Here is a 14,475-nt window from a genome sequence, read left to right as displayed (position 1 = left end):
GATACACCAATGTCACAACACCTTCGAAGGCTCGCCCAGGTCAATCTGCGCCCAGTGCGCCGCATCTTCGCGATGGGCTTGCAGGTACGGCAACACCGCCGTCAACAGGGGCGCCTTGAACGCCTCCTGGAACCGATGGGCCATGCCGGGAATCAGCTTCAACTGGCTGCCCTGGATATGCGCCGCCAGGTGCACGCCGTGCATCACCGGCAACAACGGGTCGGCGGTGCCATGCACCACCAGGGTCGGCACGCGCAGTTGGTTGAGCAACGGCACGCGGCTCGGTTCGGCGAGGATCGCCATGATCTGGCGCTTCACCCCCTCGGGGTTGAAGGCGCGGTCGTAGGACAGCGCCGCCTGGTGCAACAGCGCCTGGCGATCATCCTTCACGTTCGGGCTGCCCAGTGCGGCGAGCAAGTCGGCCTGCTGCTCCAGGGCCACTTCACGATTCGGCGCGCTGCGTCGCGACAACAGTTGCACCAGCGCGGCATTCGGTGCGGGCAGGCCTTCGGCGCCGGAGCTGGTCATAATCAGCGTGAGGCTCTCGACCCGTTGCGGCGCCATGGCGGCCAGGTGCTGGGCGATCATCCCGCCCATGCTCGCGCCGAGTACGTGGAATTGCTGGATCTGCAACGCGTCCATCAGGCCGATGGCGTCATCGGCCATGTCGGTCAGCGTGTAAGGCGCCGACACCGGCAGGCCGAGCTTGTAGCGCAGCACCTCGAAGGTCAGGTTGGCATTGGCCGGGGCCTGCCGCCAGGTGGACAGGCCGACGTCTCGATTGTCATAGCGAATCACCCGGAAACCTTGCTGGCACAGGGCGACGACCACCTCGTCGGGCCAGTGGATCAACTGCCCGCCCAGGCCCATCACCAGCAGCAAGGCAGGGTCGGACGCACGACCGATGCTCTGGTAGGCGATGCTCACCTGAGCCAGGTCGACCGTTTGGGTCGGGACATTGACATCACATCGAGAAGCCGCAAAAGACGGCAGGCCGAACACTAAGGCGGCCAGTAAAAACAACACGCGCATGAAAAACACCGAAACGCAGAACCCCAGTAGAGCGCGAGTCTGATGAAGTTTGTTCAAGCGCGCTGCCACAGTTGCGTGACAGTTTGATGAAGAGTGCTCAACGGTCATGGTCGACACGGCTTGCAACATGAGACAAACTCACGCCATTCCGATTCGTCACAAATTGTATTCATGGAGAGCCTGTGCTCGAGATCCGTCACCTCAAGACCTTGCACGCCCTGCGCGAAGCCGACAGCCTGGTGGAAGCCGCCGAACGCCTGCACCTGACGCAATCAGCGCTGTCCCACCAGTTCAAGGAACTGGAAGAACGCCTGGGCATGCCGCTGTTCGTGCGCAAGACCAAACCGTTGCGCTTCACCAGCGCCGGTCTGCGCCTGCTGCAACTGGCCGATGCCACCCTGCCGCTGCTGCGCGGCGCCGAACGCGACATCGCGCGGTTGGCCGGCGGCACCGCCGGGCGCCTGCACATGGCGATCGAGTGCCACAGCTGCTTCCAGTGGCTGATGCCGACCATCGACCAGTTCCGCGATGCCTGGCCGGAAGTCGAACTGGACCTGGCCTCGGGCTTCGCCTTCGCCCCACTGCCGGCCCTGGCCCGTGGTGACCTGGACCTGGTGGTGACCTCCGACCCGCTTGAGTTGCCCGGCATCACCTATGTGCCGCTGTTCACTTATGAAGCCATGCTCGCGGTGGCCAACCAACACCCGCTGGCGAACAAGGCGTACATCGTGCCGCAGGACCTGCTGACCGAAACCCTCATCACCTACCCGGTGGAGCGCGACCGCCTGGACATCTTCACCCGCTTCCTGGAGCCGGCGGATGTGGAACCCGCCCAGGTGCGCACCTCGGAACTGACGGTGATGATGATGCAACTGGTGGCCAGCGGCCGTGGCGTATGCGGCATGCCCCATTGGGCGTTGCATGAGTACAGCTCGCGCGGCTACGTGAAGGCCAAGCGCCTGGGCGAAAAGGGCCTGTTTGCGACCCTGTACGCCGGTATCCGCGCCGACATGCTGGATGCGCCGTACATGCGCGACTTCCTGCTGACGGCCAAGGACACCTCGTTCTCCACCCTGGATGGGGTCAGCGCGGTGCGCTGAGCGCAGATCACCGGGTTTTCAACTCTCGGTAGAACGGCAGGATCACGTCGCGCGTCAGCGGTGCGAGGTGCAGGCCGCCATCGCCCATCGGATCGATCCAGCGTACTTCTTCGATTTCCCCGGCGGGAGTCACCGGCACGTCGATGTGTACCTGGAACAACTCGGCCTGCACGGTAAAGCCTGGTTCGTTGACCGCCGGTGCCGAGAACTGGCCGAGGTACTGCGCGGCACTGGGCTCAATGCGCAGGTTCAGTTCTTCGTGAAGCTCACGGGCCAAGGCTTGCGCGGGTTGCTCGCCTGCATCGATCTTGCCGCCAGGCTGCATGAAGGCCTGGGTGCCGCGCTTGCGCACCAGCAGGGTCTGGCCGTCGTTGCCGATCAGGAGGGCAGCGGCGATGCGGATAGTCATGGGCATGGAATAAACACCTGAGGAGAAAAGCCGGCAAGGATTACACGCGCCTGCGCGCCAGGCAATTGATCGCTCCCGGTCGCCGCCGCACCGACACACATGCACCGCAACGCCCTTGAGCGCCAACCCTAGACTCCGAACTCAGATTCAGCCGTGCGCGGCACGCGCCCTTCATATGAGTTCATACATGCACAGTTCATTGCCTCCCTCCCCTGTCGACAGCATACCCGTCGACCCCTTGCAGCCCGTGACCATGCCGGTGGTGACGGGGGCCCATCAACCCGTCGACCAACAGCAGACGCAGCTCATCCAGGCCCTCGCCAGGCTCAATGCCCAGACCGACGCGCTACTCCAGGAACAGCCGAGCCTGGAGACGGTGTATCAGCAGCAATTGGCCGCGGTGTTTCCCGAGTTGCCTCGGCCTATCCATCCAGATCGGATTTTCTACAGCCGCTACCGTGAAGACGCCGACGGCCAAAAACAACTGCTGGGCAGCGAGTCCCTTGGCTCACTCCTGACCCGATTGAGAAGCCCCGACGCAGATGCCTATCTGGCACAAGAAAGCGGGGCCTTCTACCGGGAAAGCGATACGGTGGAGGAAGACAAACGCCTGTCCCCCGCCAGCCCGACCGCGACACTGGCCGGCGTGCTGGAAATAGCCTTGACGATCAAGCTCAATGAGTTCTGGACATTCCGCGAAAGCGCTCAACCCACCACCGAGGCACAGTTGGTCGCCTTGCGTCGCCAGGTACTGGCCCATGAATTAGCCTTGCGCACGCTGGACGGCACCTTGTCGGCGGCGGCGCGGGCGCTGGCGGACAGCGTATTGAAATACCCGACGGCGGCGGCACGGGAAACGCTGTTCCCCGCCGGCCAGCGACCCGGTGCCTGCAGGCTGGCACTGGAGAATGGCAGCGTATTCGCCGGCGCGTTCATCCTCAATGCCACGGGCGACACGCCGCCACAGGGGCCGGTGATGCTCTATAGCCCAAGCGAAGGGTTCGAGGAATTCGAGCACCTGGGGCAGTTGAATGAAACCGTGGCGGCACGCGTGCGTGTCGGCGAATCGGCCGGCCAGAAGCTGGTGGCAAGCCTGTCATTGGCCGATCAGGCCACCGTTGGCAGCCTGCCCATCCTGACCACCAACCCGCCGCTGATCGAGGCGGATGTGATTGCAGACCAGGTCCACTCACTGCGTGTGCGGCAGTACTTCAATACCCAAGCAACCCTGCGCAAGGACCCATTGCCGCTGGCCGGCGACCTCGACAGGGCCGCAGACCTGGCGCCCCAACTCGATGTATCCGCGGCCCTGGCGAGCCGCAACCTGCGCCTGGTGGAGCCGCGTGACCCCGACTGGCTCAAAACGGCCAGCGCGGCCGAGCAGCAACAGTACCGGCAACTTGAAACCGCCCTGATTGACAGCCATGAGGTGCTCGCCCCGCTGCTGGAGAAGATTGCGACATTCCCCGCCTTTGCCGAACAGGAAACGGACAAGGTGCTGAAACTGCAAAAACCGGAATATGCCCCCGTGGACCTGGCGCCCTACAAAAGCCTGGTCAGGCTGCGCGTGACCACCTCGATGCCGGTCAAGGTCACGGGCTACCGTGATGCAGCCTCCGACATCGTGTATATCAGCGAAGACCCGCAAATCGACATCCCGCAGGTGCTGTCAGAGCGCACACTGACCTTCGGCACCTGGAACGCAAAAGTCGTGGTGGACCTGCGCACGCTGGGCAGTTATGCCCGGCGCAATGTCGACCCGTGGTCCGCCCATGACCTGCACCGGACGATCAGCGCCAGCGCCGATATTGTCGATGCCTCGGGGCAAAAGCGCGGCAGGCTTGAGGATGCCGATCTACGTGCGCTCGCCCGGCAGGCGGACGTGGGCAAACAGTACGAGGCGTACCTCAGGTCGGCCTTCTTGCCCCATGGCGAAGGGCGCGCCTTTGCCGGCGCCTGGCAGCGGGCAAGCGCGGCGGCATTGCGCAAGGATGCCCTGGAGAGCCGATTAAACCCGGCGGTCTATGACCTGTTCAGCTTCAAGACGCCCGGCGGTGGAATGGACTGGATAAAAGCGATCACCGAGTATCCCGACTCGACCACCCGCCCGCCTGTCGGCCGATCCGATATCGAGGTCAACTCACTGGTCATGGGGGGCGGATTGGAAGGCGGCCAGGGCGGCCAGGTCATCAATGGCGTGCTGGTCATCCAACGCATAGGCACCAAGCCGGGAGGCGTCTGTGTGCTTTACACCCCGCAGGCTCCCGACAACGCGCCCTTCCGGGAACTGGTGCTGGGGCTGGTGGAGCTCGACGCACTGAAGGCCAAACCTGAATGGCGCGCCTATTTCACCCAGCGCATGGCCACTGGCGATGCTCGGGAACTGGCGCGGATTTTCAGCGATACCCGTAGCGTGCACCGCTATGCCGTGACGCCAATTACCGGTGATCTGCATGCGTACCTGTATTCAGCGCAACTGGGCTTTCAGCTCGCCCATGCCGACTACCGCTCGCGGACCAACGCGGAAATTGCCCTTGAATCAGCCGTGAATGGCTTTCTGTTTTCCGTCGAAGTGGCCGACTTCCTGCTGGGGCTGTCACTGTTCAAAACCCTGCGGCGCCTGGCCCATCGCTACATTGTCAGGGGGGTCAATCACGCACAGAAAGTGGGCCGTGCGATCCCGGGGTTGATCCGGAAAATCGGTGCGGACAATACACCCTACATTGCCATCGCCAAGCCCTCGATCCGGCCGTTGGACCCAGGATGGGTCGATGTGGCGAGCTACCGACTGCCGAAACAGATCGATGCGCTCTTCGACGTCGACGACTTTGCCCAGGCCCATCAGTACAGGCTGTCGCGCACACTGGGCGCACCCAGCTTCATTGACAGTCGCAACCAGCACTTTATCGCCATGCGGGCTGAGGATGGTCGCTACCATTTGTACGCGTCCTATGTGGAGGACGGTGCCCGGTACGTCAAAGACCCAGCGGGGAATAAAGCGGACTTCATGGTGGTTCCAGGCGATGCAAAAAGCTGGAAGCCACGCTTTGAACGAACCACGCGAGGCGGCGGAGCGGTATTGGGTGTGCTGAGAGCGCGTACGCCTGAACAGCAAGTGGAGGATGACCTGCTCGCCGCATTGCGCATGTTTTCACCCGCCGGGCACGGCGAAGCGCTGCTCAAGGAACTGACGGTCCTTCAGAAACGTCGGCTTTGGGATAACGCACTGCAACAGTTGAATGTCGATGAAAGCACCTTTCGCCGCATCGTCTGGGGGCAGCAAGGATCTGCACGTCCGCCCCAACTACGCCAAGCCTTGTTAATGATTGAATTCGACGCGCACGTTTACACGCACCTGAACAAGACCACTCATTTTTTATCCGAGCACCTGACGCTCTCGCCTATCGAACTGGATAATCTGTTTATTAAAATAAAACGACTCATTGGGAAGAATGATGACTTCGCCAAACATATCAGGGCGTCAATCAGTATTGCTGACCACGATACGGGCGCAAAGCTCGTCGGCTACGCCTTCACCTACAAGCAAGTTAAAAGCCTTGATAAATTCGACAGGAAATACCACCTGTCGACGTGGAGCAACGACACTATCGAGGCGTTCTTGAGAGAAAAAGGACGACGAGAGATCGTCGAGAAAATAGCCGCCAATCACAAAATAACTTTCAATGACGCGCTGCAACAATTGCTGTCCAGCCCCAAAAGTAAAGAAGCGCTGGAAGCGTTCAGAATCGAAAAACGCCACGCGCTTCTCAATACACTCGGCGTCGACTCTATTTCCGATGACTTCAAGAAATATGGAGTTCCTTACATTGCATTGTCTTACGGTGAACGCACCGGAACAGCCTCCGGCTTAAAAGTCATCGACAGTGTCACCGTCGCTGAATTTGAAAAAACCATTCCGAAGTTTTCAACACCTTTGGAATTGACCCCGCCACGCCCCCGCACGCACAAAGTTGAAAAGCCATCGGGACGACCCGGCATGTCGTCGCTTCCGGTCCCTGCAGCACCGAGCGAGGCGATCACCAACATCGTCAAGCTGGATGAACTGGCAGAAACTCAACTATCCCTGTTACCCGACAGTGCCAAAAGCAAACTCGACGAGATCATCCAGGATATCCAGGGCGGCCGTGTCAGCCGGAAAAAAATTGGCAGTAATACCTATGTCGACTTACCGCAGCTGGATCCGGGTACGGGCCGCGGTCGCTGGCGCGTGGCGTTTGAAAAGACCGCCAAGGAAGGTGAGAAAGATGTCTACCGCCTCAAAGGCATCTTTGACTATCACGCCAATCGGCGAAGAGTCTGGGGCGTGTAGCAAAACCGGCCCCGCTGACGCTAGGTCAATAACGGCGCCTCATCGGGCACCTTGATAAACACGCTGTACTTGGCCCCTTCCATCGCCTCGAACGCGATCAGCTTGTCCACCAGCGGCAGGTTCAGCACCTTGCCGGCGTTGAGCAGCAGCATGCCGTTGTCGGCGTTGAGGTTGCGGGCCAGGACCATCCCTGCCTCCAGCTCGCGGGTGGTTAACACCTTGACCGTTGGATCGCCCAGCGTCACGTCACTGAGGAATTTTGCGCAGGCCAGGATGAAATCTTCGACCAGATCCGGATCATAAAGGCGCCCGGCGTACTTGCGAATAAACAGCAGGGCTTCGTCGCTGTTCAAGTTGCGCTCAAGGATCAAGCCTTTTTGCAATTCGATGAAGTCCACCGCCAATTTCAACAGCCGCGAACCGGGAGGGATCGACTCGCCCTTGAGGTGGTCGGGAAAGCCCGTGCCGTCCCAGCGCTCCTGATGATGGCGAATGATCCGCGCCGCGTCTTTCATCGGCTCAAGAGTCATCAACAGCGATTCACTCTGGGCCGGGTACTCGCGATAGAGCGTGCGGTCGGTGCTATGCAATTTGTCCGAGGGCGACACCATCATGCTGTCGCTCCAGCTCAGCTTGCCGATGTTGTACAGCGCCGCAGCCATGGTCAGGTCGCGCGTGCTGGCTTCATCCATGGCCTGTGCGGCGCAGTACACGCGGATCAGTTCGATCAGCGCGCGGTTGGTCTGTTTGTCCCTGGGCAGGCGCAGGTTGGCCAGCAGCGAAAACACTTCGGTGCCGGTCACGTAGCTGCGCTTGAGTTCTTCGTAGGCCAGGTCGAGCATGTCGGCGGTTTGCTGCAACTCGGCGGTACGCGACGAGACGCGCTTTTCCAGGGTGGCATTGAGCGCCTTGAGCTGATCGTTCTGCTCGTGGGTCAGTTGTTCAAGTCGCTGGTGCTCAAGCGCCTGCTGCAAGGTCAGCTTGAGTTCGTCGTCATTCCACGGCTTGGCGATATAACGGTGGATCTGCCCTTCGTTGATCGCCTTGATGATGGTCGGCAGGTCAGCGTAGCCGGTCAGCAGGATGCGACTGGTGGCCGGGTACAGCCGGTGGACTTCGGCCAGTAACTGCGCCCCATCCATGCCGGGCATACGCGCATCGCTCATGATCAGATCGATACGCTGCCCTGCCATGATCTCCAGGGCCTCGGCGCCGCTGCCGGCCAGCACCACATCGAAGGGTTGACCGCGCAACAGCCGGCGCAGGCTGTTGAGAATCGACTCTTCATCATCGACCAGCAAAACCTTAGGTGTTACAGCGACTTGTTCTTCCATGGTGACCGCGCCTTCAAATTGAATAAAATTGAGCTAAATTGAACCCTTGTGCCCAGCCAGCTTCCTTCGCGCGAGGCGCGGGGTTGATTTGACGCCAACTGGCCGTCGATATCAAGGGACCTCGACTATGCTGATACAGCAGTGTTGGCGCCCCGCTCCGAGGCGAAATCAGGGAAGGAATCGTTATGCAGTCGAACCTTTTGTTGTCACGGAGCAGGCCATGACTGCTGACTCCGTCAGGGCCAACCGGCGCATTCTGATCGTCGATGACACGGCCTCGATCCACCAGGACTTCCGCAAGATTCTCTGCGCCGATGCCAATGGCGAGCCTTCGTTGGAGAACCTTGAGGAAACGCTGTTCGGCACCGCCCCTAAAGTACGCCAGGCCTTCAAGCTGGACTCCGCCTACCAGGGTGAGGAAGCCCTGGACCTGGTCAACCGGGCCCTGACCGCCAACGCGCCCTATGCCATGGCGTTCATCGACATGCGCATGCCGCCGGGCTGGGATGGCCTGCAGACCATCGAACAGCTGTGGAACGCCGACCCCAACCTGCAGATCGCCCTGTGCACGGCTTATTCCGACTATTCCTTCGAAGCCATCGAGGCCCGGCTGAAGTACAACGACCAGTTGCTGATCCTGAAAAAGCCGTTCGATCACTTGGAAATCCGCCAGATGGCCAGTGCCCTGACCTGGAAGTGGCAGCTTGCACAGGACATGGCGCTGAAAGTCGTTGGCCTGGAGCGCACTATCGAAGAGCGTGTGCAGGAGCTGCTCAAGGTTTCCCACTTGCTGCAATACGACGTCCTCACCGAGCTTCCCAACAGTACGCTGCTGGGCGACCGGCTGACGCAGGCGATTGCGTTGGCCCACCGGCATGACACGCAACTGGCAGTGATGTTTATCGGGCTGGACCGCTTCAAGCGTATCAACAATGCCTTGGGCTACCCGGTGGGCGATGAGGTACTGCAACAGGTCAGCCACAGCCTGGTAGCGACCGTGCGTGCATCGGATTCGGTGTTTCGCTACGGCGCGGACGAATTTGTGGTTGTGCTCAGCGATATAGAGCATCCGCAGCAAACCCAGCATATCGCACAAAAAATCCTCACGGCCGTGAGTGCCACCCGACATGTCGCAGGGCACGACCTGAGCGTCACCGCCAGCCTGGGCATCGCCATCTACCCCGATGACAGCGGCAATGCCGTGGAACTGATCAAACACGCCGAGACCGCCATGCGCACCCGCAAGGAACAGGGCCCGGATGGCTTCAGCTTTTACACCGAAGACATGAACCGGCGCGCCCGACACCAGCAAAACCTGGAAAGCGCGATTCGCCAGGCGCTGGACCGTGAAGAGTTTGTGCTGCACTACCAGCCGAAGCTGGACCTGAAATCCGGCAAGATCGTCGGCGCCGAAGCGCTGATCCGCTGGTTCCAGCCACGCTCGGGCTGGGTCAACCCCGGCGATTTCATCCCCGTGGCCGAAGACAGCGGGCTGATCGTGCCCCTGACCCAATGGGTGCTGCGCCAGGCCTGCGAGCAAGTGCAGGCCTGGCGTGCGATGGGCCTGCCACCGCTGTGCATCTCGGTGAACATCTCGGCCATCGACTTCCGTCAACGCGACTTCGTCGACAACCTCGTCGCAATCTTGAAGCAGACCGATATGCAGCCACATCTGCTTGAACTGGAAATCACCGAAAGCGTGCTGATGCAGAATGTCGACGAAACCGTCAAGACCCTGCACACCATCAAGGCCATGGGCGTGCGCCTGGCCCTGGACGACTTCGGCACCGGTTACTCCAGCCTCAGCTACCTGAGACGCTTCCCCATCGACGTGTTGAAGATCGACCAGTCCTTCGTGCGCGGCCTGAACGTAAATAACCAGGACGAGCAACTGATCAGCGCTATCATCGGCATGGGCAGGAGCCTGGAACTGACTATCATCGCCGAAGGGGTCGAAACCCTCGATCAGCTGAGTTTCCTGCAAGCCCAGCTGTGTGAAGAAGGCCAGGGCTTTTTATTCAGCAAGGCCGTGCCTGCCAAAGACTTCGCCCAGTTGCTGCAAGTGGGCTGCGCGACATTGATGCCCACCCCATAGCCCTATGCTTGCAAGGAGTGCTCGCTTGAGCGATGTCTCAACTTACCGTCTTGGCCTGATGCTCACCCTGTGCCTGTCGACGCCACTGATGGCGGCACCACTGGATGAAGCGCTCAAACCGCTGCCTGCGGTTCCGGCGCTGGACCCGGCCAGGGTCGAGCTGGGTCGCCAGCTGTTCAACGAACCGCGCCTGTCGGTCAACGGCACCCTCTCCTGCGCCAGTTGCCATCGACTGGCGTCCGGCGGTGCCGACGACAAGCCGTTTTCCCTTGGCTTCGACGGCAAGCCGGTCGCGATCAACACGCCGTCGGTATTCAACGCCAGCCTGAACTTCAAGCAGTTCTGGAATGGCCGGGTGGATACCCTGGAAGCCCAGGTCGAACAGGTGGTGATCAGCCCGGTGGAAATGGGCAGTGACTGGAAAACCGTGGTGCAGAACCTGTCCGCCATGCCTGCCTACCAGACCGCGTTCAGCCAGGCCTACCCCGACGGCGTCACCGCCGCCAATGTGCAAAACGCACTGGCCACCTATGAACGCACCCTGCTGACACCCAACTCGCGATTCGACCAGTACCTGCTGGGCAATACCGAAATCCTCACGCTCCAGGAAAAGTACGGCTACCAGCGCTTCAAGGACTACGGCTGCATTGCCTGCCACCAGGGGGTCAATATCGGCGGCAACATGTTCCAGAAGTTCGGCGTGATGGGCGATTACTTCAAGGCCCGTGGCAATCCAGTGGAATCGGACCTTGGCCGCTACCTGCTGACCAAGGACGAAGAGGACCGCCATGTGTTCAAGGTGCCCAGCCTGCGCAATGTGGCCGTCACCGCACCGTATTTCCACGACGCTAGCGCCAAGACCCTGGAAGAAGCAGTCGATGTGATGTTCAAGTATCAACTGGGGCGCAACCCATCCCAGGAAGACAAAGACCTGATCATTCAATTTCTCAAGACCCTGACGGGCGAATGGGCAGGTAAACCGCTATGACCCTGTCCACCCGCCGCACCAGCCAGCTCCTGCTCGGCCTGATCACCGTGCTGCTGGCCTCGACGCTGGTCTTTCTGTACCTCAAGTCGGCCCGTGACCAGACCGCCACCTACACCCAGTCGCGGGACCTGATCCGGCAACTCCAGCAGCTCAATGCGCAATGGGACAGCGAGGTGCTCAAGGCCCGGATCTCCATTACCCATAACTACGACCCCCTGGTCGCTCCCCTGTTGGAAATGACCCGGCTGTGGGCCGACCTGAAAGGCCGCGGCTCCTATCACGAGGCCAACGACCTGCCGCGCTGGCAAGCCGATCAGCAAGCCTACGAGGCGGCCATCGAGGAAAAGGCTCGGTTGGTCGACCAGTTCAAATCCCATAACGCAGTGCTGCGCAACTCGCTGGCCTTCCTGCCAACGGCCGAAGACGATATCCAGGCGCAGTTCAATCAGGTTGACGATGAGGGTAAGCAGCAACTGCAAAGCGTGGCCACCGACACCTACGACCTGTTGCTCAGCAGCCTGGAGTTCGCCCAGGTCACCAGTGATGATCGAGCCGCCGACATTCTCGTCGGCCTGGGCAAGCTGGCGGTCAACAAGGAACTGCTGCCCAGTCAGTTCCAGGCGCCGGTCGATATTCTCAGCAATCACATTTCGCTGATCCTGCGCGAGCAGCCATTGGTTAACAACCTGCTGGAACGGATCGCGGCGGTGCCCGTGGCCGAACGCCTGGATGACCTGACCACCCACCTCAACCAGGACCAGCAGACGGCCGACCTGATCGACCATCAATACCATCGCTACTTGCTGATTTTCTCCACCTTGCTGGTGTTGCTGTTGCTCTACCTTGCCGTACGCCTGTTGCGCAGTTTCACGGAGATCAACCGGGTCAACCGCGCCTTGCAGGCGGCCAATGAAACCCTGGAGCAACGTGTTGAGCGGCGCACCCAGCAGCTCAAGGATGCCCAGAGCGAACTGATGGACAGCGCCCGCCAGGCCGGCATGGCCGAGATCGCCACCAACGTGCTGCACAACGTGGGCAACGTACTCAACAGCGTGAACATCTCCGCCGATCTGGTCAGCCGCAAATTGCGCAGCAGCAAGGCCCTGGGACTGGGCAAAGCCATGCAGTTGATCAACGAACGCCAGGCTGACCTGGGCACGTTTCTCACCGAAGATCAAAAAGGCAAATTGCTGCCCGGCTACTTGAATCAGTTGGTGGAGGCCATCGCCGTGGAGCAACAGGGCATGACCGAGGAACTGACGCAACTGAGCAAAAGCGTCGACCACATCAAGGACATCGTCGCCACCCAACAATCCTACGCCGGTGTGTCCACGCTACTGGAGCCGGTCAATATCAGCGCGTTGATGGAGGATGCTCTGCGCATGAACGCCGGTGCCCTCAGCCGCCACCACGTCACGGTGGTCAAGGAGTACGCGCAAGTGCCGGAAATCCTCGGGGATAAACACCGGTTGTTGCTGATCATGGTCAACCTGATCAGCAACGCCAAGTACGCCATGTCCAACCTCACCGACCGGCCACGACAAATGACCCTGGTCGTGCAGCCGGGTGCCGATGACACCTTGCAGATCAGCGTTAAAGACGAGGGTGAAGGCATTCCGGCGGAAAACATGACACGGATCTTCACCCACGGCTTCACCACCCGCAAGGAAGGCCACGGCTTCGGCCTGCACAGCTGCGCCCTGGCCGCCGTGGAAATGAACGGCCAGCTCAGCGCACACAGCGATGGGCCTGGCCTCGGTGCGGTGTTTACCTTGACGATTCCTCTCACTCTTGCCGGAAGCACCCCATGAACCAGCCCCCCAACCGGCGCATTTTGTTGGTCGACGACACGCCATCGATTCATGATGACTTTCGCAAAATCCTGATGCCTGCCGTCGAATCCAACCAGGCGCTGGATGACATGGAGTCGGCCCTGTTCGGCGACACAGCCAAAGCCCACGCCCAGGTGTTCGAGTTGCATTCGGCATACGGTGGAGAGGAAGGCCTGCAACTACTCGTCACGGCCATGGCAAACAAACAACCCTACGCCCTGGCCTTTGTCGATATGCGCATGCCCCAGGGCTGGGATGGCGCAAAAACCATCGAGGAACTCTGGAAAATCGCCCCCGACCTGCAGGTGGTGGTGTGCACCGCGTACTCGGACTATTCCTGGGAAGACCTGCTGGAACGCCTGCACGCCCATGATCGCCTGCTGATCCTGAAAAAGCCTTTCGACAATATCGAAGTCCAGCAAATGGCCAACACCCTGGCCAACAAATGGGACATGGCCCGGCGCGCCTCCCTGCAAACCGCACACCTGGAACAACTGGTGGAACAGCGCACCCAAGCGCTGCAACTGGAGATCGACGAGCGCAAGCACCTGGAAAGCCAACTGGTGCAGTCGGAAAAGCTCGCATCCCTGGGGCAACTGGCGGCTGGCGTGGCCCATGAAATCAATAACCCGGTGGGTTTCATCTCCTCCAACCTCAGCACCCTGGACGGCTACTTCAAGCAGTTGCAACAGATGCTGGATGCCTACCGACAGGCCGAAGACGCCCTTGTACCCGCAGAGCAGCGCGATCAACTCAAGGCAATGCGTGATGACATGGAACTGGATTTTCTCAAGGAAGATATTCCGATCCTGATCCACGAATCCAAGGAAGGCATCGGCCGCGTGGTACAGATCGTCAAGGACCTGAAGAACTTCTCGCGGGTGGACAATGACCAGACCTGGCAATTCGCCAACTTGCTACAGGGCATCGATTCGACGCTGAACATTGTTGCCAGCGAACTCAAATACAAGGCCGATGTGGTCAAGCGCTATGGCCCGTTACCGGAAATCGAGTGCCTGGCGTCTCAGCTCAACCAGGTGGTGATGAACCTGGTGATCAATGCCGCGCAGTCCATGGGACCCGAGCGCGGCACCATTACCATCAGCAATGGCGTGGAAGGCGAGCATGTGTGGCTGGAAGTGGCCGACAATGGCTGTGGGATAGCACCTGAGACCGTGCAGAAAATCTTCGATCCGTTCTTCACCACCAAGCCGGTGGGTGAAGGCACGGGGCTGGGACTGTCGCTGTCCTACGGCATCGTCAAAAAACACGGGGGGAATATTTCCGTGATCAGTGAACTGGGCAAGGGCACCACGTTTCGAGTGGTGTTGCCGATCCGGCAGACGGCGGCGTAG

At 60.4% G+C, this 14,475-nt stretch carries 9 protein-coding genes; 6 read left to right on the top strand and 3 right to left on the bottom strand.

The window, feature by feature from the left end:
• Positions 1 to 12 precede the first annotated feature (12 nt).
• Positions 13 to 1,032, bottom strand: a complete 1,020-nt coding sequence (locus ACZ445_RS05645) for an alpha/beta fold hydrolase (protein ID WP_058423801.1) — start codon at positions 1,030 to 1,032, stop codon at positions 13 to 15.
• Positions 1,033 to 1,214: 182 nt separating this feature from the next.
• On the opposite strand from ACZ445_RS05645, the gene metR reads away from it, so the two are divergent.
• On the top strand, positions 1,215 to 2,132 hold the full coding sequence (gene metR / locus ACZ445_RS05640; RefSeq protein WP_058423802.1) for a transcriptional regulator MetR: 918 nt from the start codon (positions 1,215 to 1,217) through the stop codon (positions 2,130 to 2,132).
• A 7-nt stretch (positions 2,133 to 2,139) separates the two neighbouring features.
• On the opposite strand, the gene ACZ445_RS05635 is transcribed toward metR, so the two are convergent.
• Positions 2,140 to 2,547, bottom strand: coding sequence for an NUDIX hydrolase (locus ACZ445_RS05635; protein ID WP_464708069.1), 408 nt, complete (start codon positions 2,545 to 2,547; stop codon positions 2,140 to 2,142).
• Positions 2,548 to 2,728: 181 nt separating this feature from the next.
• Between ACZ445_RS05635 and ACZ445_RS05630 the strand changes: the two genes are divergently transcribed.
• On the top strand, positions 2,729 to 6,871 hold the full coding sequence (locus ACZ445_RS05630) for a dermonecrotic toxin domain-containing protein (RefSeq protein WP_464708068.1): 4,143 nt from the start codon (positions 2,729 to 2,731) through the stop codon (positions 6,869 to 6,871).
• A 20-nt stretch (positions 6,872 to 6,891) separates the two neighbouring features.
• Here the strand turns inward: ACZ445_RS05630 and nosR are convergent, their stop codons facing one another.
• Positions 6,892 to 8,205, bottom strand: a complete 1,314-nt coding sequence (gene nosR / locus ACZ445_RS05625; RefSeq protein ID WP_310862630.1) for a response regulator c-di-GMP phosphodiesterase, NosR family — start codon at positions 8,203 to 8,205, stop codon at positions 6,892 to 6,894.
• Between the two features lie 220 nt (positions 8,206 to 8,425).
• Here nosR and ACZ445_RS05620 point away from each other — a divergent pair, with 220 nt between their 5' ends.
• From ACZ445_RS05620 to ACZ445_RS05605, 4 genes are read left to right on the top strand one after another with little or no spacing between them, the layout of a single operon-like run.
• Positions 8,426 to 10,300, top strand: a complete 1,875-nt coding sequence (locus tag ACZ445_RS05620; protein ID WP_464708066.1) for a GGDEF/EAL domain-containing response regulator — start codon at positions 8,426 to 8,428, stop codon at positions 10,298 to 10,300.
• Between the two features lie 4 nt (positions 10,301 to 10,304).
• A complete protein-coding gene (locus ACZ445_RS05615; RefSeq protein WP_464708065.1) occupies positions 10,305 to 11,288 on the top strand; it encodes a cytochrome-c peroxidase in 984 nt (327 codons plus the stop codon).
• Positions 11,285 to 13,099, top strand: coding sequence for a DAHL domain-containing protein (locus tag ACZ445_RS05610; protein WP_058423808.1), 1,815 nt, complete (start codon positions 11,285 to 11,287; stop codon positions 13,097 to 13,099). Before ACZ445_RS05615 ends, ACZ445_RS05610 begins: the two co-directional genes overlap by 4 nt.
• Positions 13,096 to 14,475: an ATP-binding protein gene (locus ACZ445_RS05605; protein WP_058423809.1), complete on the top strand. Its 1,380-nt coding sequence runs from the start codon at positions 13,096 to 13,098 to the stop codon at positions 14,473 to 14,475. The genes ACZ445_RS05610 and ACZ445_RS05605 overlap by 4 nt, the downstream gene beginning before the upstream one ends.

The sequence above is a fragment of the Pseudomonas allii genome (assembly GCF_055380095.1).
This window is presented reverse-complemented; position numbering and strand designations above follow the sequence as displayed.